General features: G+C 65.9%; 24 protein-coding genes. 3 read left to right on the top strand and 21 right to left on the bottom strand.

What is annotated here, in order from left to right; genetic code table 11:
- Nucleotides 1-574 precede the first annotated feature (574 nt).
- The gene (murU, locus tag CRO39_RS17395; protein ID WP_097123233.1) at nucleotides 575-1,276 is read right to left on the bottom strand and encodes an N-acetylmuramate alpha-1-phosphate uridylyltransferase MurU; all 702 of its coding nucleotides are present in this window, start codon (nucleotides 1,274-1,276) and stop codon (nucleotides 575-577) included.
- Nucleotides 1,273-2,292, bottom strand: coding sequence for an aminoglycoside phosphotransferase family protein (locus tag CRO39_RS17390; protein ID WP_097123232.1), 1,020 nt, complete (start codon nucleotides 2,290-2,292; stop codon nucleotides 1,273-1,275). Before CRO39_RS17390 ends, murU begins: the two co-directional genes overlap by 4 nt.
- A 70-nt stretch (nucleotides 2,293-2,362) precedes the next feature.
- Between CRO39_RS17390 and CRO39_RS17385 the strand changes: the two genes are divergently transcribed.
- Nucleotides 2,363-3,769 (top strand): mannose-1-phosphate guanylyltransferase/mannose-6-phosphate isomerase, encoded by a 1,407-nt coding sequence (locus CRO39_RS17385; RefSeq protein ID WP_097123231.1) that lies wholly within the window; start codon nucleotides 2,363-2,365, stop codon nucleotides 3,767-3,769.
- A 124-nt stretch (nucleotides 3,770-3,893) separates the two neighbouring features.
- Here CRO39_RS17385 and CRO39_RS17380 read toward each other — a convergent pair whose 3' ends face one another.
- Together CRO39_RS17380 and CRO39_RS17375 are read right to left on the bottom strand one after the other, a co-directional pair.
- On the bottom strand, nucleotides 3,894-4,166 hold the full coding sequence (locus tag CRO39_RS17380; RefSeq protein ID WP_097123230.1) for a GlsB/YeaQ/YmgE family stress response membrane protein: 273 nt from the start codon (nucleotides 4,164-4,166) through the stop codon (nucleotides 3,894-3,896).
- A gap of 77 nt (nucleotides 4,167-4,243) precedes the next feature.
- Nucleotides 4,244-5,734 (bottom strand): M20 family metallopeptidase, encoded by a 1,491-nt coding sequence (locus CRO39_RS17375; RefSeq protein ID WP_097123229.1) that lies wholly within the window; start codon nucleotides 5,732-5,734, stop codon nucleotides 4,244-4,246.
- 245 nt (nucleotides 5,735-5,979) lie between these two features.
- Between CRO39_RS17375 and CRO39_RS17370 the strand changes: the two genes are divergently transcribed.
- Nucleotides 5,980-6,315, top strand: a complete 336-nt coding sequence (locus CRO39_RS17370; protein WP_097123228.1) for a ComEA family DNA-binding protein — start codon at nucleotides 5,980-5,982, stop codon at nucleotides 6,313-6,315.
- 308 nt (nucleotides 6,316-6,623) lie between these two features.
- The gene (locus tag CRO39_RS17365) at nucleotides 6,624-7,226 is read left to right on the top strand and encodes a HutD/Ves family protein (protein WP_097123227.1); all 603 of its coding nucleotides are present in this window, start codon (nucleotides 6,624-6,626) and stop codon (nucleotides 7,224-7,226) included.
- Between the two features lie 301 nt (nucleotides 7,227-7,527).
- Here the strand turns inward: CRO39_RS17365 and CRO39_RS17360 are convergent, their stop codons facing one another.
- The 17 genes from CRO39_RS17360 to CRO39_RS17280 all read right to left on the bottom strand — a co-directional run bounded on the left by CRO39_RS17360 (nucleotide 7,528) and on the right by CRO39_RS17280 (nucleotide 25,446).
- Nucleotides 7,528-9,162: a sulfite reductase subunit alpha gene (locus CRO39_RS17360; protein WP_097123226.1), complete on the bottom strand. Its 1,635-nt coding sequence runs from the start codon at nucleotides 9,160-9,162 to the stop codon at nucleotides 7,528-7,530.
- On the bottom strand, nucleotides 9,159-10,142 hold the full coding sequence (locus CRO39_RS17355; RefSeq protein WP_097123225.1) for an FAD:protein FMN transferase: 984 nt from the start codon (nucleotides 10,140-10,142) through the stop codon (nucleotides 9,159-9,161). The genes CRO39_RS17360 and CRO39_RS17355 overlap by 4 nt, the downstream gene beginning before the upstream one ends.
- 42 nt (nucleotides 10,143-10,184) lie before the next feature.
- A complete protein-coding gene (locus CRO39_RS17350) occupies nucleotides 10,185-10,991 on the bottom strand; it encodes a DUF4198 domain-containing protein (protein ID WP_097123224.1) in 807 nt (268 codons plus the stop codon).
- A 44-nt stretch (nucleotides 10,992-11,035) separates the two neighbouring features.
- Nucleotides 11,036-11,569, bottom strand: a complete 534-nt coding sequence (locus CRO39_RS17345) for a DUF2271 domain-containing protein (RefSeq protein ID WP_097123223.1) — start codon at nucleotides 11,567-11,569, stop codon at nucleotides 11,036-11,038.
- A gap of 80 nt (nucleotides 11,570-11,649) precedes the next feature.
- Nucleotides 11,650-12,291 (bottom strand): PepSY-associated TM helix domain-containing protein, encoded by a 642-nt coding sequence (locus CRO39_RS17340; protein ID WP_238394616.1) that lies wholly within the window; start codon nucleotides 12,289-12,291, stop codon nucleotides 11,650-11,652.
- 142 nt (nucleotides 12,292-12,433) lie between these two features.
- Entirely contained in the window at nucleotides 12,434-13,120 is a 687-nt protein-coding gene (locus CRO39_RS17335; RefSeq protein WP_097123221.1) for a Fe2+-dependent dioxygenase, read from the bottom strand.
- A 73-nt stretch (nucleotides 13,121-13,193) separates the two neighbouring features.
- The gene (locus tag CRO39_RS17330; protein WP_097123220.1) at nucleotides 13,194-15,497 is read right to left on the bottom strand and encodes a TonB-dependent receptor; all 2,304 of its coding nucleotides are present in this window, start codon (nucleotides 15,495-15,497) and stop codon (nucleotides 13,194-13,196) included.
- Between the two features lie 215 nt (nucleotides 15,498-15,712).
- Nucleotides 15,713-17,929: a TonB-dependent receptor family protein gene (locus CRO39_RS17325; protein ID WP_097123219.1), complete on the bottom strand. Its 2,217-nt coding sequence runs from the start codon at nucleotides 17,927-17,929 to the stop codon at nucleotides 15,713-15,715.
- Between the two features lie 105 nt (nucleotides 17,930-18,034).
- On the bottom strand, nucleotides 18,035-18,367 hold the full coding sequence (locus CRO39_RS17320) for a non-heme iron oxygenase ferredoxin subunit (RefSeq protein ID WP_097123218.1): 333 nt from the start codon (nucleotides 18,365-18,367) through the stop codon (nucleotides 18,035-18,037).
- Nucleotides 18,364-18,903 (bottom strand): GNAT family N-acetyltransferase, encoded by a 540-nt coding sequence (locus CRO39_RS17315; protein WP_097123217.1) that lies wholly within the window; start codon nucleotides 18,901-18,903, stop codon nucleotides 18,364-18,366. The genes CRO39_RS17320 and CRO39_RS17315 overlap by 4 nt, the downstream gene beginning before the upstream one ends.
- A 111-nt stretch (nucleotides 18,904-19,014) precedes the next feature.
- On the bottom strand, nucleotides 19,015-20,271 hold the full coding sequence (locus CRO39_RS17310; protein ID WP_097123216.1) for a cysteine desulfurase: 1,257 nt from the start codon (nucleotides 20,269-20,271) through the stop codon (nucleotides 19,015-19,017).
- Nucleotides 20,268-21,530, bottom strand: a complete 1,263-nt coding sequence (gene sufD, locus CRO39_RS17305; RefSeq protein WP_097123215.1) for a Fe-S cluster assembly protein SufD — start codon at nucleotides 21,528-21,530, stop codon at nucleotides 20,268-20,270. Before sufD ends, CRO39_RS17310 begins: the two co-directional genes overlap by 4 nt.
- 151 nt (nucleotides 21,531-21,681) lie before the next feature.
- Complete coding sequence (gene sufC / locus CRO39_RS17300) at nucleotides 21,682-22,446, bottom strand: Fe-S cluster assembly ATPase SufC (RefSeq protein ID WP_097123277.1); 765 nt, start codon at nucleotides 22,444-22,446, stop codon at nucleotides 21,682-21,684.
- A gap of 44 nt (nucleotides 22,447-22,490) precedes the next feature.
- Nucleotides 22,491-22,901: a lysozyme inhibitor LprI family protein gene (locus CRO39_RS17295; protein WP_097123214.1), complete on the bottom strand. Its 411-nt coding sequence runs from the start codon at nucleotides 22,899-22,901 to the stop codon at nucleotides 22,491-22,493.
- Nucleotides 22,898-24,364, bottom strand: coding sequence for a Fe-S cluster assembly protein SufB (sufB, locus tag CRO39_RS17290; RefSeq protein WP_097123213.1), 1,467 nt, complete (start codon nucleotides 24,362-24,364; stop codon nucleotides 22,898-22,900). Before sufB ends, CRO39_RS17295 begins: the two co-directional genes overlap by 4 nt.
- Nucleotides 24,365-24,380: 16 nt before the next feature.
- Complete coding sequence (locus CRO39_RS17285) at nucleotides 24,381-24,839, bottom strand: SUF system Fe-S cluster assembly regulator (protein ID WP_097123212.1); 459 nt, start codon at nucleotides 24,837-24,839, stop codon at nucleotides 24,381-24,383.
- Nucleotides 24,840-24,909: 70 nt separating this feature from the next.
- On the bottom strand, nucleotides 24,910-25,446 hold the full coding sequence (locus CRO39_RS17280) for a c-type cytochrome (RefSeq protein ID WP_176520226.1): 537 nt from the start codon (nucleotides 25,444-25,446) through the stop codon (nucleotides 24,910-24,912).
- Nucleotides 25,447-25,539: the final 93 nt, after the last annotated feature.

The raw sequence follows: 25,539 nt of genomic DNA, 5'->3' as shown, positions 1-25,539 counted from the left end.
CGTAGCGCAGGCGGGGCATCGATGATGCTTGCTGGCATTCTTTTGGTTTTTCTCCCAAGTGCGAGGAACATCCATGTGGAATTCGGTGGCCAGGGTATTGCGGGACACGCCGTCAATGCGTCCATGCAGGCTCTTCCGCGGCATCCATGCCGCGGACGGTCCCGCAATACCCTGGCCACCGAATTCTGGACACCTGGTCGATGCTCAAAGAATGGCCTTCCGAAGTCGCGGCCTGCCATATCGCGAAAGTCGACGGCCGGCGGGCTGGGGGGCGCGGAGAGCAGGCCAGGGATGGACTGCGGCCCGACGTAAAGACACGACGTCGTCAGGAGGGCGGAGCATCCCTCAGCCTGACGACCGGCGACTCCCGCCGAAGCCGACATCCCGAAAACGGGAGAAGAATCTTGCCTGCCGCGGTTCGCCTTCGCTGCGTACCATGGCATGGTTCGGCGAAGCGGAACCCAAGAAAATACCTCCTTTCCCTCGTGTAGAAACGTCTACGAGGAAGCTGGTGACCAGCACATTGCGGGACACACCGTAAATACCACCAAACAGGGGTAAACAGAACGCTGCTCTACCCAGCGAGTTCCGTGTTGAGTTGCGCCAATCGTTCCGGCGTGCCGACGTCGGTCCAGCGCCCGGGATGGAATTCGCCGGTGATGCGCTGGCGGGACATGCCGTGGCGGAGCAACGGCGCCAGCTTGAAGGAGGGCGGCGTCTGTCCGCTGTCGGGAGTGTCGCCAATGACGTTGCGCCAATCGCGCAGCAGAGCGGGGCGATAGACGCCAATACCGGTGAACGTCAATTTCGCCTCGCCGTCCGGTTGCAGCATGCCGTCCGCGCCCAGCGCAAAATCGCCGTTCGGGTGCTGCGGCGGATTGGCGACCAGCACCAGATGCGCATCGCCCACCGGTTCGCGCGGCAGGCGGCCGAAGTCGTAGTCGGTCCAGATATCGCCGTTGACCAGCAGGAATGGCGCATCGCCCAGCAGCGGCAACGCGTGCAGCATGCCGCCGCCGGTTTCCAGCGGCACCGGGCCTTCGTACGAATAATGCAGGCGCAGGCCCCAGCGGCTGCCGTCGCCCAATACCTGCGGAAACTGTTCGGCCAGCCAGCTGGTGTTGATCACCACCTCGCCGACGCCCAGCGCGGCCAGTTTTTCCAGATGCCAGACGATCAGCGGCTTTCCCCCGGCTTGCAGCAGCGGCTTGGGCGTATGCTCGGTCAGCGGGCGCATGCGCTCGCCCAGACCGGCGGCGAAGATAAGGGCCTTCATGCCGTGGCCTTGGCGCGAAGGGCCGGCTCGATGCGCTGCTCCAGCAACTGCTGCAGCGGCTGCAATTCATGGTGGCGCGGCAGCGCTTCACGCAGATAGGCGATAAAGCGCGGCGCGTCGGGCAGATACTTGGTCTTGCCATCGCGATAGTGCAACCGCGCGAAGATGCCCAGGATCTTCAGATGCCGTTGCACGCCCAGCCAGTCGGCGTCGCGCAGGAACCGCGGCAGCGGCGGTACCGGCAGCCCGGCGGCAGCTGCGCGCGCATGGTACTGCGCCAGCCAGCCGTCGACGCGCGGCAGCGGCCAGCTCAGGAACGCATCCTTGAACAGGCTGACCGCGTCATAGGCGATCGGCCCGCGCACGCAGTCCTGGAAATCTAGCAGCGCCGGTTCCGGCAGCGTCGGCATCAGATTGCGCGGCATGAAGTCGCGGTGGGTCAGTACGCGCGCCTGCGCCAGCGCGTTGTCCATCAGCCGGCGCTGCACCTGTTGCAGCCGCTCGCTGTCGCCGCAGTCCAGCACGATGCCCAGATGGCGGCGCAGGAACCATTCCTCGAACAATCCGGCATCGCGCTGCAGCAGCGCTTCGCCGAACTCGTCCATCCCGGCCGGCGGGGCAATCGCCTGCAGCTTCAGCAACTGGCCGATGCTCCGTTCGAACCAGTCGTCGGCGTTGGCGTCGTTGATGACCTGCGCCAGCGTTGGGCCGCCCAGATCCTCCAACAGCAGGAAACCGGCTTGGATATCTTGCGCCAGCACCTGCGGTACGCGCACGCTGCCAGCGTGCAGAAGATCGCGCATCTTCAACCATGGCCGTACATCCTCCAGCGCTGGTGGCGAGTCCATCACGATGCGACTGGGACTACCGTCGCTTTCGAACGTGCGCCAATAGCTGCGGAAGCCGGCATCTATTGATGCGCGTTGCAGTTTCAGGCCCGGCGCGTTCATCTGCCGTTGTGCCCACGCAAGACGTGCAACGTTACGGTCGGCAGAGTCTTGATGCTCGGCTATCATGCGTTTCTGGAGGGGGCCTTTTCAGTAGCGTACAGGTTAAACCGTTACTCCAATCACTTGCGAGGATGTTATGGCCAATCTCCAACCCGTGTTGTTGTCCGGTGGTTCCGGAACCCGTCTGTGGCCGCTGTCGCGCGAAGCGTATCCCAAGCAGTTCCTGCCGCTGACCAGCGACTACACGATGGTGCAGGACACCTGGTTGCGGGTTGCGCCGTTGTCCGATCGGGCTCCCATCGTGGTCGCCAACGAGGAGCACCGCTTCCTGGTGGCCGAACAACTGCGCCAGGTGGGCGCGCCGGTGCCGGCCATCGTGCTGGAACCGGTCGGCCGCAACACCGCGCCGGCCATCGCCGCGGCCGCGTTGCAGGCGATGGCCGGCGGCGAGGACCCGCTGCTGCTGGTGCTGCCGTCGGATCACGTGGTTGCCGACGCCGAGGGCTTCCGCCGGGCCGTGCAGACAGCCACCGCCGCCGCCGAAGCGGGCGCGCTGATCACCTTCGGTATCGTGCCCAATGCCCCGGAAACCGGTTTCGGCTACATTCAGTCGACCGTGGCCGAAGGACTCAGCAAGGTGCTGCGGTTTGTCGAGAAGCCGGACGCGGACACCGCCCAGTCCTACCTGGATGCCGGCGGCTACTACTGGAACAGCGGCATGTTCCTGTTCCGCGCCAGCCGGTTTCTGGAAGAACTGCAGCGGTTCCGCCCCGATATCGTCGAGGCGGTGCGCGCGGCGTTCGCCGCCGCCAAGTGCGATGGCGATTTCGTGCGGCTGGACAAGCAAGCGTTTGCCGCCTGTCCGTCCGACTCCATCGACTATGCGGTGATGGAGAAGACCGGCGATGCGATGGTGCTGCCGGTGGATATCGGCTGGAGCGATGTCGGCAGCTGGTCGGCGCTGTGGGACGTGGCAGAACGCGATGGCGACGGCAATGCCCACCATGGCGACGTCATCGCCATCGACAGCCGCAACAGCTACACCTACGCGCAGCGGTTGATCGCGCTGGTTGGCGTGGACGATGTGGTGGTGGTGGAAACCGACGACGCCATCCTGGTGGCGCGCAAGGACCGCGTGCAGGAGGTCAAGCAGGTGGTGGCCCGGCTCAAGAACGACAAGCGCAGCCAGGCGGTCATGCATCGCAAGGTCTACCGTCCGTGGGGCGCGTACGATTCCATCGACATGGGCGAGCGCTTCCAGGTCAAGCGCATCACTGTCAAGCCCGGTGCGGCGCTCAGTCTGCAGATGCACCATCACCGCGCCGAGCACTGGATCGTCGTCAGCGGCACCGCCAAGGTGACCCGCGGCGACGACACGCTGCTGCTGTCGGAGAACCAGAGCACCTACATTCCGCTGGGCGTGACCCATCGGCTGGAAAACCCGGGCAAGCTGCCGCTGGAACTGATCGAAGTGCAGTCCGGCAGCTATCTGGGCGAAGACGATATCGTCCGTTTCGAGGACGTCTACGGACGCAGCGGCTGAGCGCCGTTTCTGCGGCGTGCACTCGAGAACGAAGCCCCGCAATGCGGGGCTTCGTTTTGTCCGTCGATGAAGGGGGTGCGGTGTTGGGACTATCGATAGCCCAGGTCCGCGCCCCTGAACTGCGCTAAATCCGCCTGCGCCGGAACAGGCTGAAGATCACCAGGATCACGATGGCGCCGATCAGCGCGCCGATAAAGCCGGCCGGCTGGCCCGGCGCGTACCAGCCCATCGCCTGGCCGGCCCAGCCGGCCAGCAGCGCGCCGCCGATGCCCAGCAGGATGGTCAGGATGATGCCCATGCCGTCGTTGCCGGGCTTGAGGAAACGCGCCAGCAAACCCACGATGAAGCCGATGAAGATGATGTAGAGCCAACTGCTGCTGCCGAACAGGCCTTCCATACGCTCACCCCACTGGTTAGGTGGGGCGAGCGTAACAGCCCCGCCGGCGCGTTGTCAGGACGCGTTGCGGAAGTGCCTCAGCAGCAGCCGTGCCCGCCGTGCTGCTGGCCGCCGGCCACCGCGGCCACGCCGGCGGTTTCGCCACGAGCGCTGGCGATGCAGTGCTCGGCGATCACGCGCGCCACGCAGGCGGTGACCTTCTTGCCCATCGGGATGTGCAGGAATTCGTTGGGGCCGTGCGCGTTGGAGTGCGGGCCCAGCACGCCGGTGATCATGAACTGCGCGCCCGGGAACTTCTCGCCCAGCATGCCCATGAACGGAATGGTGCCGCCTTCGCCCATGTACATGGCCGGCGCGCCGAAGAACTCGCGGCTGGAGGCATCGATGGCCTGCTCCAGCCACGGCGACATCGCCGGCGCGTTCCAGCCGGTGCTGGCCTTTTCCAGATCCAGGCTGACCTGGGCGCCATTGGGCGGATCCTTGAGCAGCAGTTCCTTCAGCAGTTCGCCGGCGCGTTTTCCGTCCAGCGTGGGGGGCAGCCGCAGCGACAGCTTCACCGAGGTCTGCGGGCGCAGCACGTTGCCTGCCGACGACAGCGGCGGCAGGCCGTCGGCGCCGGTCACCGACAGGGCAGGGCGCCAGGTGCGGTTGAGCACCAGCTCGGCCAGGTCTTCGGCCATAGGCGCCATGCCGGGCAGGAACGGGAACTTGTCGTACACCGCCGTACCCAGCACCCGTGCGGCTTCGCGGGCCTGCGCCAGGCGGTCGGCGGGGATTTCCGCGTGCAGGCCTTCGGCCAGGATGCGGCCGGTGTTCTCGTCCTCCAGCCGCGACAGCAGTTGCCGCAGCAGCCGGAAGCTGGACGGCACTACGCCCGAGGCGTCGCCCGAGTGCACGCCTTCGGCCAGCACCTTGACCGTGAAGTTGCCGCCGGCCATGCCGCGCAGCGAGGTGGTGCACCACAGTTGGTCGTAGTTGCCGCAGCCCGAATCCAGGCATACCACCAGCGACGGTTTGCCGATGCGCGCAGCCAGGTGATCGACGTAGGCGGGCAGGTCGTAGCTGCCGGACTCCTCGCAGGCCTCGATCAGCACCACGCAGCGCGCATGCGGCACGCCCTGCTGCTGCAGCGCCTGGATCGCGGCCAGTGAGCCGAAAATGGCGTAGCCGTCATCGGCGCCGCCGCGGCCGAACAGCTTGTCGCCCTTCAGCACCGGCGTCCAAGGCCCCAGGTCGGCATCCCAGCCGGTCATTTCCGGCTGCTTGTCCAGATGGCCGTACAGCAGCACGGTATCGGCGCCGGTATCGGCGCCGGTGGCCGGAATTTCGATGAAGATCAGCGGCGTTCGGCCTTCCAGACGCACCGTTTCCACCTGCATGCCGGCAATGGGCTGGCTTCGCGCCCAGTTCTCCATCAGCTTCACGGCATCTTCCATATAGCCGTTGGCGACCCATTCCTTGTCGAACATCGGCGACTTGTTGGGGATGCGGATGTATTCGACCAGTTGCGGAACGATGTCGTCGTCCCATTTTTCGGCAATGAAACGGTCGACTTTGGCGGTGTCCATGGGAGCTCCAGATGCTGCGTATCGAGCCCCGCATTCTACGCCTCCGTTGCGGGGTAGGAATTTTCCTACACGCCGGCGCGGGGTTTCCCGGCAGTTTTCCCGGGGCTTCGGCGATACCTTGGCCGCATGCGCAGAGACAGACTTTCCTCACCGGCAAACGAAGCGATTCGGGCGCCGGCAATCCGGCCGGAAGCATCGACGCTGCGGCCGTTGAACGGACAGTCCATGCCACAAGGAGAGTTGCCATGAAGTCGTTTGCCATCATTCTGAAATCCATTGCCCTGACGCTGTTGCTGGCTACCACAGCCTTCGCCGCCGACAAGGTGAACATCAACACCGCCGACGCGGTTGCGCTGGAAGCGGTACTGGTCGGCGTTGGTCCGTCGAAGGCGCAGGCCATCGTCGATTACCGCAAGGCCAACGGTCCGTTCAAGAGCGCCGAGGAACTGGCGATGGTCAAGGGTATTGGCCTGAAGACCGTCGAGAAGAACCGCGACCGCATCGAACTGCGCGCGGCCGCCAGCAAACCGGCCAGCGGTGCGGCGGCGGCTTCGCCGGCCAAGCCGGTCAGCCGGCGCTGACCCATTACCCGCATGCCCGGTCCAGTGCCAGGAAGCGCTGCCGGGGATGAAGGGGGCTGGAAGCCAGGGGGTTTGGCAAGGATGCCGACAAGGATGTACCCACAACAGCGCAGGAGCGCGTAGGCCAGGAGCAGGCATGACGCCTGAAACAGGCAGGACGCCAACAGGGAAGTCGCCATCGCCCGGCAGGCACAGGATAGTGCGGCCGGGCGATGGTTTTTTTTGGGGCAAGGGTTTCTGCACGGGATTCTGTCCGGTACGGCGGCAGCGCTTAGAATGGGGCGGACTTCGGCACAGGGAACCGATGCGTGCGGCCCATCTCGTATGTGATTCCGGCCAACGAATACCGGCGCGAGCGCTGGAAGAACGGTCTGGGCTGGACCCGCGAAATCGTCCGCTACCCGGATGCCGCGGACTGGGACTGGCGGCTGTCGATTGCCGAGATTGAACAGGATGCGGCGTTCTCTTCTTTTCCCGGCATCGATCGGGAGCTGGTGTTGTTGCGCGGCAACGGCCTGCGCCTGCGATTCGACGACGGAGAAGAGGTCGTTCTGCTGCCGCCGCACCAGCGCCACCGCTTCGCTGGCGAACGCGGCTTGACCGGCGAGTTGATCGACGGGCTTACCCATGATTTCAATCTGATGTGGCGCCGCGATGCGGTGGAAGCCGAACTGCTGCACCGGCCGCTGGTGGGACCGATGCTGTTCTTCGCCGAACCGGGTGTGCGCTGGGCCATCCACCTGCTGGCCGGGCAGGCGCATTTCGATCGGGCTTGCGGGTTGCCGCCGCTGTGGGCGGGCGATACCGCATTGCTGGTTTCCGGCGAAGGCCGCAAGCGCTTCGTGCTGGAGGGCGGCGGCGAGATTCTGGCGATTCGGTTGCAGGACAAGCGCAGCGACGGCAACGGCTGACGTGGGCCGGAGCGACGCGAGTCGCGATGAAGCTTTACCGATAAGTTGTCGCGACTGACCGGTGCCGGCATGCCGGCGCCACTCCCACAACGGAAAGCAGGAACTCGCCTGTGAAGGGCTTGAGTAACGCCACACCCTTGTAGGAGCGACGTGAGTCGCGATGGCGCCCCGATAGCCGCCCAGCGCGCAAGATGAAGAGCCTGCCGCAGCGCGCCAGGATGACGAACAGAGAGGCTGCAACCGTTCTCGGATTTACAATCGCGAACGACGCCGCTGTGCATGCCAAGGCCCAGTGGCCGGCTCAATAGACATCGCGCCGGTAGCGGCCGTCGGCCAGCATCTGTTCCACCTGCTCGTCACCCAGGGCATCGCGCAGCACCGCATCCACACCCGGCGCCATGCCTTGCAGGCTGCCGCAGACGTAGATGGCGGCGCCCGCATCGACCCAGCTGCGCAGCGCGACAGTTGACTCGGCAAGCAGATGCTGCGCGTAGCGGCGTTGCGGCTGGTCGCGCGAGAACGCCAGATCCAGCCGTTCCAGGTGGCCTTCCGCCCGCCACTGCAGCAGGTCGCCGCGGTAGAAGCCATCGTGCTGCGCGTTGCGTTCGCCGAACAGCAGCCAGTTGCGACGGGCGCCGGCGGCGATTCGCGCCTTCAGGTGCGCACGCAGGCCGGCGATGCCGGTGCCGTTGCCGATCAGGATCAATGGCCGTTGCGGCGCAGGGGGATGGAAGTTGGTATTGCTGCGAATGCGCAGCGCGATGGTGCACCCGATTTCGGCATGCTCGCACAGCCAGCCGCTGCCCAGGCCGGGGGTGCCATCGGGACGGTGCATTCGGCGCAGCAGCAGGTGCAGCGCGCCATCGGCCGGCAGCGAGGCGATCGAATATTCGCGGTGCGGCAACGGCGTCAACCGGTCGGCGATGGCCTGCGTATCCAGTCCGCGCAACTGGTCCACGGCGGGCAGATGGCATAGCGCAAGCACGTCCTGCAGTGTTTCGGATCGCGCGGCCCAGGTGACCCGCGCGGTTGCCGGCAGGCCCAGGGCCGCCAGCCAGGCCTGGACCGCATGCGGCCCATTGCGGGGGCCGATTTCGGCGATGTCTCCTGCGCTCCACGCGATCGTCTCGCCTTTTGGTGGCCGCAGTTCCAGATGGAACACCGCATCGCCTGCGCTGCCGGGATTGATGTGTTCGCGCCGGCTGAGAGTCCAGCGCTGGTATTGCGGCGGCGACCAGTCGGGCAGTTCGGTGCTGCCGCCGAGCAGGCCCAGGTGATGCTGCCAGTGCCGCAGCGCGCTTTCGTCGGCGTTGTCGACCTCGACGATATCGAACAGCGGTTGCGCGCCATGCTGGCGCAGCCAGCTGTCGAGCTGGTGGCCGAACCCGCAGAACGCGTCGTACTGGCGGTCGCCCAGCGCCAGCACCGCATAGCGCAACGCCTGCAGCGCCGCTGGTTTGGCCATCACCGTGCGGACGAAGCCGATGGCATGGTCCGGCGGGTCGCCTTCGCCGGTCGTACTGGCAACGAACAGCGCCGTGTGCGCGTTGGCGAGTGCGGCGCTGTCGAGACAGTCGATGGCACGCAGGACCACTGGCAGTCCGGCTTCGCGAAGAGCGGCAGCCGTGCGTCCGGCCAGTTGCTGTGCGTAGCCGGTCTGGCTGGCGTAGGCCACCAGCGTCGCCTCCCGTTCAGCGGCGTCGGCGGAGGCTGCGGCGGACCGGGCCGGGCGCGAACGCCAGAGCAGCCAACCGCAAAAGCCCAGGTAAGCCGTCAGCGTGGCGGCAGCCGCCGACCAGCGCGATCCGGTTGGCGGCGCCAGCCACCAGTCGCCGCCGTTCAGGCGTTGCAGCCATATCGCCAGGATCAGCAGGAGCAGCAGCGCGAACGCATTGCCAAGCAGGGCCGGACGGAAGCGCGAAGCGGCAGGTGTCATGTCGCCGCCGCCAGATGGGCATGGAAGCTGGATGTCGCCATTTCTTCGATTCCCGTATCCGTACGCAGCGCGAAGCGCGCGGCGAGTTGCCGGGTCTCGGCCAGCTGCAGGCCCTGCTGCGGACCCAGCACCGTCAGCGCGGTGGCCCAGGCGTCGGCGCGCATGGCGCTGTCCGCGACTACCGTAACCGCAGCCGGCGCATGTTCGACCGGCTGCCCGCTGCGCGGATCCAGGGTATGGGCGTAGCGATGGCCCTGCTGTTCGAAGCGATGCCAGCGGTCGCCGGAAGTGGCCACCGCAAATCCTTCCAATGCCAGCACGCGCGGTTCGAAATCCTCATCGGTGGCTTCTTCATCCGGCGATGATTCGACCAGCACGCGCCACGGCCCGCCATCGGGTTTGCGGCCGTAGCCGTACAGTTCGCCGCCGACTTCGACCAGCGCGCTGGCGATGCCGCGATCGCGCAGATGGCCGACGACCAGATCCACGCCATAGCCTTTGGCGATCGCCGACAGGTCCAGATGCAGGCCTCCCGGCTGCCGTAAGCGAGGCGGGGGCGACTGCACCAGCACGCGTTGCCAGCCGCAGCGCTGGCGTACGGCCGCCAAGGTCGCGGCATCGGGCACGCGCCGCGCCGACCGCGCGGGACCGAATCCCCACAGGTCCACCAGCGGGCCCAGGGTCGGATCGAACGCACCGCCGCTGTCGCGGGCGATTTCCAGCGCGCACGACAACACGGTGAAGAATTCCTGCGGCAACGCCTGCCAGCGGCCCACTGCGCTGGCGTTGAAACGCGAGATGTCCGAGTCGGCCCGCCAGGTGCTCATCTGCGCGACCACCCGATCCAGCTGCGCCTGGATGCCGGCATGCAGGGCATGCAGATCCGCGCGCGGCGAAACCACCAGCCTGGCGCTCCAGGTGGTGCCCATCGTTTCGCCGCCGAGGGCGGCGATTGCCTGATTGGTGTGGTTGGCGTTCATGCCGTTGACGAGGAAAGCAAAGCCGAACCGCCGCGTTAGCCGCTACTGCGGCAGCACTTCCAGCGTGGCCACATAACTCAACCGGCGCTGTCTGGCCTGCGGCAGCGAGGTCTGGTCGTCCTGGGCGCTGGTTTCCAGCCAGTACATGCCCGCTTCCGGCCAGGTCACGCGGAATTCGCCGTTGCTGTCGGTGGCGACCTTGATCTCATCCTGCGCGTTGCGGTAACGGGTGCCGCCGCGGGTGATTTCGAACTCCAGTCCCGCCGCCGGCTTGCCATCCTTGAGCATGCGGAAGGTCGCCTGCTCACCGGCGAACAGATCATTGGGGTGGGTCACCGGCACCAGCTCCAGTCCTTCGCCGCTGGTTTTCAGCGCGGTCTCGTTGGGAGAGCCGTTGGTGACGAAGGTTTCGATGCGGCTGACCGACTGCGAGATCTGCAGATTCCTGGCATCCTTCGGGACTTCGCTGGCGAAGCTGGCCGCGGTGCCACGCCAGCGTTTGGGCTTGCCGTTCTCTTCCCAGCTGCCGAACAGGCCGTTGTTGACCACGGCAATGCGGTAGGTGCCCTGCTGGGTCAGCTCTACATCGAACACCGTGCGGTACTTGCCGCTGGCCAGATTCTGCGCATCGGCCGTGCTGCCGTCGGGTGCGGTGATGGTCAGGCCGTCGGTACGCAGCGGCACATGATTGAAGTAGAACAGGTCGTTGGACACCGCCGCATCGACGGTAATCCACGGGTTGCTGCCGGCGATGACCGTCTGCGACGGCTGCAGCCAGGCTTTGTGAGCGGGGGCCGAGAACGGAAGCGCGGCGGTCAGGCAGAGGGCGAGCAGGGCGATGCGTTTCATTGGGACTCCAGCGGAAAGGTAGGAAGGAGGAGGGCAGGCGCAGGTCAGGGCTTGACGGTCACAGCCACAGCGCCCAGTTCGGAACTCCCCTGGGCCGTGCCGGTTTGCTGCGCGTCCTTGGCGGGCCAGGTAAACGGAATCTTCAGTAGTTCGCGCCCGCCGACTTCGCGTACGGCTTCCACCACCAGCGTGTATTGGCCCGGCGCCAGCCCTTTCAACTGAGGCTGCTTGTCGGTGAAGCTCAATGCATGCGTGCCGACGGGCTTGGTCGGGCCGGTGACGCCGTCGACCGGCACCTGCAGCGAGCGGCCGGACTTGCGCCACCACTGGCGCAGATCCGGCAGCCACTTGGTGCCATGGCCCTCGGCGCTGTCGCGCTGCTGGTACCAGACCGACAGGTTGGCGGCGACCTTCTGATCGGCGCCCTCCAGCCAGATGGCCACATACGGGCGGTGGTATTCGGCCACGTTCAACTTGGGCACCTCGACGCTGATGTCCAGCTGCGCCGAGTAGGCGGGCAGGGCCAGCGCGCCGCTGAGCGCGATACAGAGGGTGACGGGGACGGCGATCTTGGACATCGGAATATCTCGCTAGGGCGTGTGATGGGCTAGAGCGTGTTATGGCCTTTGGGGTCTCATCCCAAAGGCCATAACACGCTCTAGTGGACGAAAATCAGCGCCAGCAGCAGCGGCGCCACCAGGCCCAGGCCGACCATCGGCCAGGTCATGCGGCGCTGGCGCGCGTGCAGGTACAGCAGGAACAGGCCGGTGATGCAGAACACCAGACAGGCCACCGCGAACAGATCCAGGAACCATCCCCATGCCGGCCCGGCGTTGCGGCCCTTGTGCAGATCGTTGAAATAGGAGATCCAGCCGCGCTCGGTGCTTTCGAACTCGACCGCGCCGGTTTCGCGATCCAGGCTGAGCCAGGCGTCGCCGCCGGGGCGCGGCATCGACAGGTAGATTTCCGGCTCCGACCATTCCGCGGCACGGCGGCCGATCGCTACCGAAAACTCGTCGCTCAGCCAGTCGGCGACATCCGCGGGCAGCGGCGCGGTGCCGTCGTCGCGATCTCCCAGCGATTGCAGCAACGCAGGCGGCAGTTCCGCGCTGCGGTTGACCACCTGCGGTTGCGCCTCGATGCGCGCGGCATGGTTCAGCGTGATGCCGGTGGCGGCGAACAGCAGCATGCCGGCCAGGCAGACGGCCGAGCTGATCCAGTGCCACTGGTGCAGCGTGCGCAGCCAGAAGCCACGGCGATGCTGCTGGAAAAAATCGGCAGGGGGGGGCGTACGCGGCAAGCGTCGGATCGCAGTGGAAAGGGACGCCATTACACCATAAATGAGAATGAGTCTCAATTGTGTGGCGACCTTCTGGAGCCTAGTTTGGCCGGCTGGCCGCTGCTTCACCCATGAGGGTGGCAGCGAGATCGGGAACGGGTTCTCAGGTGTCGGCCCACTGCCGCAGCAGGTTGTGGTACACGCCGGTCAGTTGTATCAGCGCCGCATGATCGGGCACGTCCTGAGTCAGGCGGCGGATGGAGACATCGAGTTCGAACATCAAACGCCGGTGTCCGTCGTCGCGGACCATGCTTTGCATCCAGAAGAACGAAGCCACCCGTGCGCCGCGCGTCACCGGGGTGACCTTGTGCAGGCTGGTGCCCGGGTACAGCACCATGTGGCCGGCCGGCAGCTTGACGCTGTGGGTACCGAAGGTGTCTTCGATGATGAGTTCGCCGCCGTCGTATTCCTCGGGACTGCTGAGGAACAGTGTCGCCGACAGATCGGTTCGCACCGCATCCGCACCGCCGCGGCTGCGGTCGTAGCGCACCGCGTTGTCGACATGGAAGCCGAACGACTGCCCGCCGCTGTAGCGATTGAACAGCGGCGGGTAGATACGCTTGGGCAACGCAGCGGAGAAGAACGTGCTGTTGCGGGAGAGCGCGTCAAGCACGATGGCGCCCAACTCGCGCGCCAACGGCAAGTCTTCCGGCAGTTGCGCGTTGTCCTTGGCTCTGGCCGACTGGTAGCCGGCGGTGATGCGGCCGTCGGCCCAGTCGGCGGCATCCAGCTTCGCGCGCGCCTGCGCCACTTGTTCGGGCGTCAGCACATCGGGAATCGGCAGCAGCATCGGCGGTTACCTCGAAACGGGAAAACCCCGCCCATTCTGCGTGGGCGGGGTAGTGGAAGCGCGGGCTGCCAGCTCAGAAATTGAAGGTGGCCGTCAGCACCGCCGAGCGACCCTCGCCAGGAATGGCCCAGCCGTTGCCGGCGTTATTGCGGATGCTGGTGTAGTACTCCTCGTCGAACAGGTTGTTGACGTTGAGCTGCAGGCCGACGCGCTCATTTAGCTGATAGCCGATCATGGCGCGGTGCACCCAGTACGCATTGGTCTTCACATACGGCGCCGCCGCCGCATTGTTCGGATAGAACGAGCCCTGGTAGCTGGCGCCATAACCGAACAACCAGCTATCCACCTGATAGGTCGTCCACAGGCTGGCCGAATGGCGCGGTGTCTGGCTCAATTCGCGCCCGGCAATCGGGTCCCCGTCGGTGGCGCTGGTGTGGTCCGAAACGCTCTGCAGCACTTCGCTGTCCAGGAACGTGTAGTTCGCGAACAGCGACCATTCCGGAGTGATATGCCCGGCCGCGCCCAGTGCCAGACCATCCACGCGCGCCTTGCCGTCCAACACCTGTTCGCCGGAGGGATTCTCGGGGTTGTTGAGGTCGGCGACCTTGTAGTTCTGCCGCTCGTTGCGGAACACCGCGGCGGTCAGGGCCAGGCGATTGGCCAGGACCTCCCACTTGATGCCCAGTTCGATGTTGACCGCGGTTTCCGGATCGACATTGCAGGTGGCGGCATTGCAGGCGCCGTTGACCGAAGTCTTGGAGGGCGTCTTGCTGTTGGCGTAGGAGAGGTAGACGCTGGCGTTCTCGACCGGCTTGTACACCATGCCAGCACGGTAGGAGAACAGGTCATCCTCGTTCTTGAACCTGCCGCTGACGCCCGTCACCTGGCCGACGGAACCGGTATCGGTGGATATGGCATACGTGGTGGTATCGCCTTCGTTGTGCTCATAGCGGGCCCCCAGGTTGAGCATCCATTGCTCATTGAACTTCAGCGTGTCGAAGACATAAACGGCCTGGTTGTTCAGGCTGCCCCTGGTGCGGCCGGTGCGGAAATAGTTCACCGGACCGGTCCAGATGTTGTACGGATTGGCCAGATCCTGGATCGGATAGGTGATGCCCGTGGTGGAGCCGTCGGCATTGCGGAACGCGGTGCCCGTATCCAGTTCGAAGTCTTCCTTGCTGAAGGCCACACCCGCTACCAGATGGTGCTCGATCCTGCCGATATTGAAGATGGCGGTCAGGTCGGTCTGACTGTGCGCGATGAAGTTCTCGGTGTCGCGCACCAGGCCGCGCGGCCCGCCGTTCGGGTTCCACGTGCCGGCCGGCTGCCCCACGCAAGGCAGGCCGGTATGGGGGCTGGTATTGTCGGCAAGACACCAACTGCCCTGCAGCGCGGTGGTGTTGGTGTATTGCTCCACGCGCTGCAGGCGGCCCAGGCTCCGCAGCTTCAGGTTGTCGCTGAAGTCCATCTCGAACACACCGGTCAGCATGTCCACGTCGATTTCCTGGCGCGAGGTGTTGCGGTAACCATAGTAGGTTTCCGGATCCACGCCGGGTAGCGGGCCATCGTTGAATGCGTTGAGCGCGTAGGGAACGCCGTACTGCGGCATGTTGTTGTCGTGCTGGTGCAGGTAACTGAGCGTGAAACGCGTATCCGAACCCAGACCGAACGCGACCGACGGCGCAAAGCCCCAGCGATGCTTGAATTCCTCGTCGCGCCCCGGCACGTCCTGGGTGTGGCCCATGGCGTTCAGGCGCACGGCAATGCCGTTTTCCAGGTCGAAGTTGCTGTCGGCGGTGACGCGGCCGTACCTGTCGCTGCCGGCGCCTACGGTGAAGCTGTGCGACTCGCCTTCGTGCGCAGTCTTGCTGACCAGGTTGATGTTGCCGCCGACCGAGCCGGCACCGGAATACACCGAATTGGCGCCGTTGATCAGTTCCACCGCTTCCAGGTTGAAGGTGTCGCTGCGGGTGTACTGGGCGCTGTCGCGCACGCCGTCGGTGGTGATGTCGCTGTTGGCGGTATAGCCGCGCAGGTTGATGCTGTCGCCGTAGCCGCCGCCGCCTTCGCCCGCACCGAAGGTGATGCCGGGCAGGGTGCTCAGGACGTCACGCAGGCCCAGCAGGTTTTGCTGGGACATGACCTCGCTGGTGACCACGGTGATCGTCTGCGGGGTATCGAGCAGCGGCTCGGTGTACTTGCTGGAGCTGGCTTTCCGCACGCGCTCGCCGTGGACTTCCACGGTATCGAGTTCCTTGGCCTGCATGGCGGCATCTGCCGGAACATCACCGGCGGGCGCAGCCTGTGCGGTGAGTACGGTCAGGGATAGGGACAGCGCCGCTGCCAGCGGCGAAAGAGCGGGAGTTTTGGAGAGCATTGGTCTGGGTCGTCACGAAGAAGCGGCAGCTGGAAGTGGCACCGCCAACCCGTCAATGCTAATGAGATTGATTTGCAATTACAACAAACTATTCACATTCCGCTGTTGATTCGGGACGAAAAAAAGGAGTCCGTAAGGCACGGACTCCTTGGGTAGCCATCATCGAAAAGGCAGATGCGATGCCGATCCAGCAGGGCCGCGGCCCCGTCGCATCGTCAGAACTTCACCCGTACCCCGACATAGGTCTGCCGCGGCATGCCCGGGCGGGCGCCGGCGGGGCGGAGCGAAGCGATCCAGACTTCGTCGGTGAGATTCTCGACCCGTGCGAAGACTTCGGCGCTGTCGGTCAGGCGATAGCCGGCCGAAAGATCGACCACGAAGGCCGATTCGGTGCGCCGCGCTCCGGCCTGTGCGGAAGTGGCCATGTCGTCGATGTAGTTGCCGGCCAGGTTCACCCGCCAGCGTTCGCTTTCCAGGCCGACCTGCACGTTGAAGGCGTGCTCGGGCAGGTATGGCAGCGGCGCACCGGATTCCACCGTGCCCCATTCCTCGAAGCTGCTGGCGAAACTGCTGCGGAACTCGGCGTCGGTCCAGGTGTAACCGGCGCGAAGCGGCAGGCGCAGGCCGTTGCCCAGCCCGGCCGTGTAGCCGAAGCTGGCCTCGATGCCGCGCACGCGCGCCTTGCCGCCGGCGAACTGGTCGCCGATGTCGCAGTTGCCGCCGGTCGAGGCGGTGCAGGTACCGACCAGGTTGCTGTAGTCGTTCCAGAAGCCGGCGAACTCGGCGTTCATCGCTCCCGCGTTCCAGCGCAGGCCTGCTTCGACGTTGACGCTCTCTTCGGGATCGACATCGGAACCGGGGCCGGGCGGGTTGAAACCGCGGTGGGCGCTGGCGAAGACGTTGAGACTGTCGTTGATCAGGTAGGTCACGCCCACGCCTGGCATCAGTTCGGACACCGAGTGCTTCTGCACGCTGACCGGTGCGGAGCGGTCGCCGGTGGCGGTGCTGTAGCGGGTCTGGGTCAGGTCGATGGACTCGTAACGCAATCCTGGGGTGACGATCCAGTTGCCGGTGCGGATTTCGTCCTGCAGATAGACAGAAATGGCCTTGGCGTCGCCGATGCGGTTGTCCTGGCTGCCGGGCGCGCCGCGGCTGGCCAGCACCATGGTGCCGTTCTGCATCATGTAGCGGTCGTCGCTCTGGTAACGGTCTTCCTGGTCCTCGTGGTAGCGCACGCTGAACTCGAACGCGTGCTGCGCGCCGCCCGCATCCAGGGTCCAGCCGAGCACGCTCTGCACGCCCTTGCTGTAGTACTCGCGGTTGTTGTTGCGCACGCGCAATGCGCCCTGGGCGATGCGGCTGCTGTCGGCTCCGGTCAGCCAGGCGTATTGCTCGGCGTTGGCCGCAGGGTTGGCGAGGATGCCGCTGATGCTCTGCCAGCCGGTGTCGGCGCTGTTGCGTACGTCGTTGAGCTTGTACCAGTTGCGCGAGAACTCGTTGCGGTACGCGACGGTGGTCAGGTCCAGCGCATCGGAAAACGCGATGTAGTGGCGCAGTTCCACCTGCTCGTGGTCGGTCTTGATGTTGTCCTGCTGCGAGCCGGCGTAGCGGCGGTTGGGCGTGGCGCGGAAATCGGCGTCGGTGAGCCCCAGATAGGTTTCGTCGCTGTCCTGCTCGACCTTGCCCAGCTTGAGTTCCAGCGACTGGTAGTAGCGCGCATCCGATCCCGTGTTGATGCGGAACTTGCCCAGGTAGTCCTCCAGCGTGTAGCCGGTGTCGCCGCCATTGTCCAACCGTTTGAAGCCGTCGGTCTGCTGCTGCGCGGTTTCCAGCAGCCAGCCGATGTTGTCCGTGCTGCCGCCGGCCCAGGCGTGCGCCTGCATGGTCTGGTCGGTGCCGTAAGCGAAATCGACCAGGCCGGAAGTCTGTTGCGGGATTGGCGTGGAGATCAGGTTGATGGCGCCACCGGTGGTGCGCGGGCCGGTGCGGATGGTCGAGGAACCCTTGCGTACCTCGACCGCGTTCATGCGGGCGGCGGTGGGGAAGTAGTAGGCGGCCGGCGCGGCATAGGCGGCCGGGGCGATCAGCACGCCGTCCTCCATCACCGTGATGCGGCTGTTGCGGTCGGTACCCGAGCCGCGGATGCCGATGTTGGGGCGCAGACCGTAGCCTTCCTCATCGACGGCGTACACGCCGTTGACCTGGCGCAGGATGCGCTGGATGTCGCGGTAGTCGTGCTTTTCCAGCGTCTCGGCGTCGAGATAGGCGGCCGAACCGGCGCTCTCCTGGGCCTTCTGGCCGTTGCCGACGACGGTCAAGCGATCGAGGTTGACGGCCTGGTCGGCGGCGGTTTCGGCGTGGGCAGTGACGGCGAGCGCCAGCGCCAGTGCGGCGGTCAGCGGCGCGGCCGCAGGGGTCTTCCTGGGGTTCATCGATGCAATAGCGGCGATAGGCGGCGAGCGCCGGGGTGCGCAATGCTAGTGAGAACCAGTGCCAAATGCAATTAATTAACATTTGACAGAATCGGCAAGGCCGGCTCAATCGCGATCGTCGCGGGTCCAGATGCCGCCATGTTCCAGCTTGACCGGGAACTTGCGGACCGGCGAATAGGCCGGTGCGCACAGGGCGCGGCCATCGCGGATGTCGAACCTGGCGCCGTGCAGCACGCATTCGATGGTGGCCTCGCCGGCATCGAACACTCCGGAGGACAGCTCGAACTCTTCATGGCTGCAGCGATCTTCCAGCGCGTAGAAGTCGCCGTCGTAGTTGAACACCAGGATCGGCACGGCGGTGACTTCGTCGAAGACGGATTTCATTTCGCCGGGCAGCAGCTCGCCGGTGGCACAGACGAAGGTCCAGTTCTGGCTCATGCGGCGGCTCCCGGCAGCGCCTTTTCGAGGATTTCGAAGCGCAGATCGTCGCGCTTGGGGATGCCATAACGCTCGTCGCCGTACGGGAACGGTTTCTTGATGCCGGTGCGCCGGTAGCCGCGGCGTTCGTAGAAGGCGATCAGCTCTTCGCGCAGGTCGATGACGGTCATCCGCATTGCCGGCAGGCCGAGCTCCTCGCGCGCATAGCGCTCGGCTTCGACCATCAACCGCTTGCCGACGCCGCTGCCCTGCGCGTCCGGCCGCACCGAAAACATGCCCAGGTAGCCGGCGCCGTTCTCCTCGGCCACATGCACGCAGGCCAGCAGGCGGTCGCCGGAAAGGGCCAGCAGCACCCGGCTGCGCGGGCGCAGCAGATCCTGCCGCAGCACCTCGGGGTCGATGCGCTGGCCGTCGAGCAAATCGGCCTCGGTGGTCCAGCCCTGACGGCTGGCATCGCCGCGATAGGCGGAAGTGACCAGTTCGACCAGGGCGGGGATATCGGCGAGGGTTGCGGAACGGAAGGTGAGGGTATCCATGGCGGGGATTTTACGGAAAGAACCGTCTTCCGGCAGGAGCGACGTAAGTCGCGAGGGCTTTACCAGTAGAGCTTCATCGCGACTCGCGCCGCTCCTACAAGTACAGGGGGCTCAGGCCAGCAGGCTGCGGGCTTTCTTCAGCGCCGCCACGAACTTCTCTATTTCCTCGTGGGTGTTGTAGAACGCCAGCGACATGCGGCAGGTGGCGGCCACGCCGAAGAACTGCAGCAACGGATGCGCGCAGTGCTGGCCGGAGCGGATCGCCACGCCTTCCAGATCCAGCAGCGTGGCCAGGTCGTGCGCATGCGCGCCTTCGACCAGGAACGAGATCACTGCCGCCTTTTCCGGCGCGCGGCCGAAGATGCGCAGGCCTTCGATCCTGTCCAGCTCTTCGGTGGCATGCGCCAGCAGTTCGGCTTCGCGCGCCTCGATATGCGCCATGCCGATGGCATCAAGGTAATCCACCGCGGCGCCCAGGCCGATGAAGCCGGCGATGTTGGGCGTGCCCGCTTCGAACTTGTGCGGGGCATCGTTGAAGACGGTGCCGTCGAAACTGACTTCCTTGATCATCTCGCCGCCGCCGATGAACGGCGGCATCGCCTGCAGGTGCTCGCGCCGCGCCCACAGCGCGCCGGTGCCGGTCGGGCCGCACATCTTGTGTCCGGTCAGCGCATAGAAGTCGCAGCCGATGGCGGCGATATCGACCTTGCGGTGCGGCACCGCCTGCGAGCCGTCGACGACGGTGACGATGCCGCGCTTGCGCGCTTCGCGGCAGATTTCGCGGACCGGGTTGACCGTACCCAATACGTTGGAAACGTGGGTAACGGCCAGCAGTTTCACATCCGGCGTCATCGCCGCGCGCAGCGCGTCCGGATCCAGCGAGCCGTCCGGCGCGATTTCGGCCACGCGTACGACCGCGCCGGTGCGCTGGGCGACCAACTGCCACGGCACGATATTGGCGTGGTGTTCCATCCGCGAAACCAGGATCGTATCGCCAGGCTTGAGCCGCGGCAGCGCCCACGAATACGCCACCAGGTTGATAGCGAAGGTGGTGCCGCTGCACAGCACCAGATCGTCGCCGCGCACATTGAGGAACCGTGCCAGCTTTCGGCGCGCGCCTTCATAGGCCTCGGTCGCCTCGGTGCCGAGGGTATGCACGGCGCGGCTGACGTTGGCGTTGTGGGCGCGATAGAAATCGTCGACCGCCTCGATCACCGCGGCCGGTTTCTGGCCGGTGTTGGCGCTGTCCAGGTAGATCAGCGGCTTGCCCTGCACCTGCCGGGTCAACAGCGGGAAATCGGCGCGGACAGCGGCCCAGTCGACCGGCGTTGGCGATGGTTTTCGATGGCTTGCGGCGGTCTCGGTCATGCCAACCCCGACCTTGCCAGCGCCTTGTCCAGTTGCGCGGCCAACAGTGCCGCCAGCTCCGGCCGCGTCATCACCGACAATGGTTCGCGACAGAACGCGGCGGTCAGCAAACGCTGCGCATCGCTTTCGGACAGGCCGCGCGAACGCAGGTAGAACAGCGCGTTGGCGTCCAACTGGCCGACGGTGGCGCCGTGTGCGGCCTTGACCTCGTCGGCGTGGATCTCGAGCACCGGTTGGGTGTCGATTTCCGCGTTGTCCGACAGCAGCAGATTCTTGTTCGACAGCATCGCATCGCTGCCGTCGGCGCCTTCGCGGATCAGGATGCCGCCGTGGAAGACCACCCGCCCGCGCCCGCTGCCCAGGCCGCGCCAGGTCAGCTCGCAGGCGGTGTCGCGGGCGATATGGTCGATGCCCAGGCGGGTGTCGATGTGCCGCCGTGCGTCCGCCAGCAGCACGCCGCTGGCAGCCAGGCGGGCATTGTCGCCTTCCAGCCGCACATTCAGTTCATGCCGCGACAGCGCCGCGCCCAGTTCCAGATCCAGCCGGCGATAGCCGGCATCGCGCGCCAGTACCGCATCGGTGCGCAGCAACGCGGTCGCGCGTTCGCCTTCGTCCTGCACGCGCGCGTGGGTCAGCTGTGCGCCGCGGGCAAGGTGCACATGGCTCAGCGCGTTGATGAAGTGGGCATGGTCGCCGCTGGCGAAGTGATGTTCGACCAGGGTCAGCTGCGCGTCCTGGCGCAGTTCGATGCGGTGGCGCAGATGCCAGGCGCGGTCGGCGCCATCCGCCGCGCCGATGAAGACCAGGTGCACCGGCGTTTCGGCGACCGCGCCGGCTTCGGCGCGCAGCAGCAGGCCTTCATCGGCCAGCGCGGCATTGAGACGGGCGAAGATCTCGTCGCTGCGCTCGAAACGGCGGGCCAGAAAGCGCGCGCTTTCGCCGCCGCCGGCCAGCGCTTCGGACAGCAGCTGCACACTGACCCCGGCTGGCAGTGCGTCGCTGCGCGACAGCGCCTGCGAGTAGCGGCCGTTGACGAATACCAGCCGCGGCGCCGGAATCGCATCCAGCAGCTGCGGGTCGACGTCGGGCACGGCTTCGACCGGCGCGAACGCCCGCCGCTCCAGCGCGCGCAGCGAGGTGTATTTCCAGGCTTCGGTGCGCGGGCCGGGCAGACCGTCGCGCAGGACTTCATCCAGCACTGCGCGTCGAGCGGCATCGCCGTGGAAGGCGCTGGAGAAAGCGTCGAGAAGAGTGCTCATCGGTAATCGGAAGCCAAGATGCTCGTCATCCCGGCGCACGCCGGGACCCAGTGCCTTTGCTGCTCCCGCACCGGAAATCCGGCGGGCGATATCGCCGGTTCCCGGCGTGCGCCGGAATGACGGCAGGAAGGGCCGCGGGCGATGGTGGAGCTCACGCGGCCTTCTCCGGCGCGACGCGATCCTTCAGCCAGGCATAGCCATGCGCTTCCAGTTCCAGCGCAAGCTCGGGGCCGCCGGATTCGACGATGCGGCCATCGGCCAGGACATGCACCACGTCTGGTTTGATGTAGTCCAGCAGGCGCTGGTAGTGGGTGATGACCAGGAACGCGCGCTCGGGCGAGCGCAACGCGTTGACGCCTTCGGCGACATTCTTCAGCGCGTCGATGTCCAGGCCGCTGTCGGTTTCGTCCAGGATGGCCAGCTTCGGTTCCAGTACGGCCAGCTGGAAGATCTCGTTGCGCTTCTTCTCGCCGCCGGAAAAACCTTCGTTGACGCCGCGATGCAGCAGTTCGTCCTTCAGGTGCAGAACCGCCAGCTTCTCGCGCACCAGCTTGAGGAACTGCATCGAATCCAGTTCGCTTTCGCCACGCACCTTGCGCTGGGCGTTGAGCGCGGCGCGCAGGAAGTAGGTGTTGTTGACGCCGGGAATCTCGACCGGGTACTGGAAGGCCAGGAATACCCCGGCGGCGGCGCGTTCTTCCGGCGCCAGCTCCAGCAGATCGCGGCCCTGGTAGCTCACCGAGCCCTCGGTGACTTCATAACCCTCGCGCCCGGCCAGGATATTGCCCAGCGTGGATTTGCCGGCGCCGTTGGGGCCCATCACCGCGTGCACCTGGCCCGGCTGTACCTGCAGCGACAGGCCCTTGAGGATTTGCTTGCCGGCGACGCTGGCATGGAGGTTTTCGATCTTCAGCATTGCGATCATCGTCTTGTCAGAGAGGGGCACGGAGGCAGCGAGGTTCAGAGGTCGTATTCGCTGCGTTCGAGGAATTGCTTGCGCAGATAGGCCGTGCGGGTTTCGGTGAGCGCGGCCTTCTCAAGGGCATACAGCATCGGGTACATCGAGCCATACAGCACGCGCGGATTTTCGTCGTCGCCTACCGGATAGCGAGCGTCCAGATCCGCATCGCGCAGTTGGATCCACAGCCGCTGCGCAGCCTTTATTTTCTCCAGGGCGACGCTTTCGCCGGCGTGCTTGGCCAGCACCTGCCGATATACCGCGTTCAACGCGGCATCAGCCTGTGCCAGTTCCTGCGCCGCGCAGGCGTTGAGTTCCCCCTGGTTGCCGCTGGGATTGCAGCGGCTCTGCGCAAAGGCGGGCAGTGCGGTGCCCAGCAACAGGCAGAGTGTCAGTAGCGTTCTCTTCTTCATCCGACCGATCCTTCCAGGCTTACTTCCAGCAGCTTCTTGGCTTCCACCGCGAATTCCATCGGCAGCTCGCGGAACACCTGTTTGCAGAAGCCGTCGACGATCATGCTGACGGCATCTTCCTGGCTGATGCCGCGGGCGCGGCAATAGAACATCTGGTCGTCGGAGATCTTGGAGGTGGTGGCTTCGTGCTCCAGCGTCGCGGTCGGGTTCTTGACCTCGATGTACGGGAACGTGTGCGCACCGCACTTCTTGCCGATCAGCAGGCTGTCGCACTGGGTGTAGTTGCGCGCGTTGGCGGCGTTGCGGTCCACCTTGACCAGACCGCGGTAGGTGTTCTGGCCGCGGCCGGCGCTGATGCCCTTGCTGACGATCTTCGACTTGGTGTTCCTGCCGATATGGATCATCTTGGTGCCGGTATCGGCCTGCTGGCGGTGATGGGTCAGCGCCACGGAGTGGAACTCGCCGACCGAGTCGTCGCCCAGCAACACGCAGGACGGATATTTCCAGGTGATGGCCGAACCGGTTTCCACCTGCGTCCAGGTCACCTTGCTGCGCGCGCCGCGGCATTCGGCGCGCTTGGTGACGAAATTGTAGATGCCGCCGCGGCCTTCCTCGTCGCCGGGGTACCAGTTCTGCACCGTGCTGTACTTGATCTCGGCGTCTTCCAGCGCCACCAGTTCCACCACCGCGGCGTGCAGCTGGTTCTCATCGCGCATCGGCGCGGTGCAACCTTCCAGGTAGGACACGTAGCTCTTGTCCTCGGCGATGATCAGGGTGCGCTCGAACTGGCCGGTGTGGCCGGCGTTGATGCGGAAATAGGTGCTCAGTTCCATCGGGCAGCGCACGCCCTTGGGGATGAACACGAAGCTGCCGTCGGAAAACACCGCCGAGTTCAACGCGGCGAAATAGTTGTCGCCGGTGGGCACCACGCTGCCCAGGTACTGCCTGACCAGGTCCGGGTGGTCCTTGATGGCCTCGGACATCGAACAGAAGATGATGCCCTTCTCGGCCAGTTCCTTGCGGAAGGTGGTGCCGACGGAGACCGAATCGAACACCGCGTCCACCGCCACGCCGGCCAGCTTGGCGCGCTCGTGCAGCGGCACGCCCAGCTTGTCGTAGGTGTCCAGCAGTTCCTGCGGCACTTCGTCCAGCGAGGCGTACTTGGCCTTGGGCGCGCTGTAGTAGCTGATGGCCTGGAAGTCGATCGGCGCGATCTTCAGCTTGGCCCAGTGCGGCACCGGCATCGTCAGCCAGTGCCGGTAGGCTTGCAGGCGCCATTGCGTCATCCACTCCGGCTCTTCCTTCTTGGCCGACAGCGCGCGCACGACGTCCTCGCTGAGGCCCGGCGGCAGCGAGTCGGATTCGATGTCGGTGATGAAACCGGCGTCGTAGCGGCGTCCCAGCTGTTGCAGGATTTCCGCGTTCTTGGGAGGAGCTTGGATTGGGGTGATCTCGGTGGCCATCAGGGCTGCCTACGGTTCAGCGGGTGGCGACGCGCACGGCGATGGGGCGCCGCCGCGTGTCGTCGGTGTGGGGTGGGGGCTGCAGCATCTGCGCCAGGGTCACGCCGCGCAGGGCGTCGGCGACCACGTCGTTGATCAGCCGCCAGTTGGTGCGCACGCCGCACTGGTGGGCGATGCCGCAATGGCCGTCGTGCTGGCTGCATTCGGTCATCGCCAGCGGGCCTTCCATCGCCTCGACGATTTCAATCAGGCTGATGCCGGCCGCGGGGCGGGCCAGCCGGTAGCCGCCGTGGACGCCGCGCAGGCCTTCGACCAGGCCGGCCTGGGCCAGCGGCTTGAGCAGTTTGCTGACGGTGGGCGGCTCCAGGCCGGATTGTTCGGCCAGATCGGCCGCGCTCAGCACCTCGCCGGGCCGTGCGGCGAGCACGGTCAGGACAACGGTGGCGTAGTCGGTGAGCTTGGTGACGCGAAGCATGGCCGGGGCGGGCTCCTAAAACGTACCGAAATTGTACGCTTTTGCTCCGCCGCGGCCAAGCCGGGCTGGTTCAGTTTGCCGGGACGGCCGCTGCAGCAGGGCCTGTGGGCGCTTCGGGCGGCAGCACCAGCCCGAAATACGGCGCCGGAGGAGTCTGTCCGGGCGGCAGGGCGGCCGGCGCGGCGACTCCAGCCGGGCCAAGCGAGCGCACGAAGCGGTAGATCGCCCGGCGGTCTTCGGCAGTCATCGCGCGCAGCGAGAAGTCCGGCATGATCGGCCGGGTGCGCAGGTGCGCGCTGTATTCCAGCCACTGCGCCTCGTCCATCTCTTGCAGCCGCAGGCGCAGGTTGGACGCGTAGGTCGTTCCCCACGGCCCGTGGTAACCCATTGGCGAGCCGGTCAGCCATTGCGCGGTGTCCATCTCGCCCTGGCTCTCGATGTAGCCGGCGGTATGGCAGTCGTTGCAACCGGCGGTGCGGACCAGATACTCGCCGCGCGCGATCGGATTCGCGCCTGCGTCGGCGACGGGCGTGTGCTGGGTGGCCGGCTGGCAGGCAGTCAGCGCTGCGGCCAGGAGGGCCGCGGAAACGGGAAACCGGTAGGGCATGGCGCGTTCGCTCGATGGGAAACGGAGTAGCAAACGCGCCGCCGCGGCCGCACAGGACAGCTTTCCGGTCGCCCCTGCCGTTGGTCATCATGG

Origin of the sequence: Pseudoxanthomonas wuyuanensis (assembly GCF_900215535.1) — a bacterium.
GTDB lineage: Bacteria > Pseudomonadota > Gammaproteobacteria > Xanthomonadales > Xanthomonadaceae > Pseudoxanthomonas_A > Pseudoxanthomonas_A wuyuanensis.
This window is presented reverse-complemented; position numbering and strand designations above follow the sequence as displayed.

Coding starts and splice junctions, on each gene's coding strand:
- murU (WP_097123233.1), bottom strand. CDS start 1,276: ATGAAGGCCCTTATCTTCGCCGCCGGTCTGGGCGAGCGCATGCGCCCG.
- CRO39_RS17390 (WP_097123232.1), bottom strand. CDS start 2,292: ATGATAGCCGAGCATCAAGACTCTGCCGACCGTAACGTTGCACGTCTT.
- CRO39_RS17385 (WP_097123231.1), top strand. CDS start 2,363: ATGGCCAATCTCCAACCCGTGTTGTTGTCCGGTGGTTCCGGAACCCGT.
- CRO39_RS17380 (WP_097123230.1), bottom strand. CDS start 4,166: ATGGAAGGCCTGTTCGGCAGCAGCAGTTGGCTCTACATCATCTTCATC.
- CRO39_RS17375 (WP_097123229.1), bottom strand. CDS start 5,734: ATGGACACCGCCAAAGTCGACCGTTTCATTGCCGAAAAATGGGACGAC.
- CRO39_RS17370 (WP_097123228.1), top strand. CDS start 5,980: ATGAAGTCGTTTGCCATCATTCTGAAATCCATTGCCCTGACGCTGTTG.
- CRO39_RS17360 (WP_097123226.1), bottom strand. CDS start 9,162: ATGACACCTGCCGCTTCGCGCTTCCGTCCGGCCCTGCTTGGCAATGCG.
- CRO39_RS17355 (WP_097123225.1), bottom strand. CDS start 10,142: ATGAACGCCAACCACACCAATCAGGCAATCGCCGCCCTCGGCGGCGAA.
- CRO39_RS17350 (WP_097123224.1), bottom strand. CDS start 10,991: ATGAAACGCATCGCCCTGCTCGCCCTCTGCCTGACCGCCGCGCTTCCG.
- CRO39_RS17345 (WP_097123223.1), bottom strand. CDS start 11,569: ATGTCCAAGATCGCCGTCCCCGTCACCCTCTGTATCGCGCTCAGCGGC.
- CRO39_RS17335 (WP_097123221.1), bottom strand. CDS start 13,120: ATGCTGCTGCCGATTCCCGATGTGCTGACGCCCGAACAAGTGGCGCAG.
- CRO39_RS17330 (WP_097123220.1), bottom strand. CDS start 15,497: ATGCTCTCCAAAACTCCCGCTCTTTCGCCGCTGGCAGCGGCGCTGTCC.
- CRO39_RS17325 (WP_097123219.1), bottom strand. CDS start 17,929: ATGAACCCCAGGAAGACCCCTGCGGCCGCGCCGCTGACCGCCGCACTG.
- CRO39_RS17320 (WP_097123218.1), bottom strand. CDS start 18,367: ATGAGCCAGAACTGGACCTTCGTCTGTGCCACCGGCGAGCTGCTGCCC.
- CRO39_RS17315 (WP_097123217.1), bottom strand. CDS start 18,903: ATGGATACCCTCACCTTCCGTTCCGCAACCCTCGCCGATATCCCCGCC.
- CRO39_RS17310 (WP_097123216.1), bottom strand. CDS start 20,271: ATGACCGAGACCGCCGCAAGCCATCGAAAACCATCGCCAACGCCGGTC.
- sufD (WP_097123215.1), bottom strand. CDS start 21,530: ATGAGCACTCTTCTCGACGCTTTCTCCAGCGCCTTCCACGGCGATGCC.
- sufC (WP_097123277.1), bottom strand. CDS start 22,446: ATGCTGAAGATCGAAAACCTCCATGCCAGCGTCGCCGGCAAGCAAATC.
- CRO39_RS17295 (WP_097123214.1), bottom strand. CDS start 22,901: ATGAAGAAGAGAACGCTACTGACACTCTGCCTGTTGCTGGGCACCGCA.
- sufB (WP_097123213.1), bottom strand. CDS start 24,364: ATGGCCACCGAGATCACCCCAATCCAAGCTCCTCCCAAGAACGCGGAA.
- CRO39_RS17285 (WP_097123212.1), bottom strand. CDS start 24,839: ATGCTTCGCGTCACCAAGCTCACCGACTACGCCACCGTTGTCCTGACC.
- CRO39_RS17280 (WP_176520226.1), bottom strand. CDS start 25,446: ATGCCCTACCGGTTTCCCGTTTCCGCGGCCCTCCTGGCCGCAGCGCTG.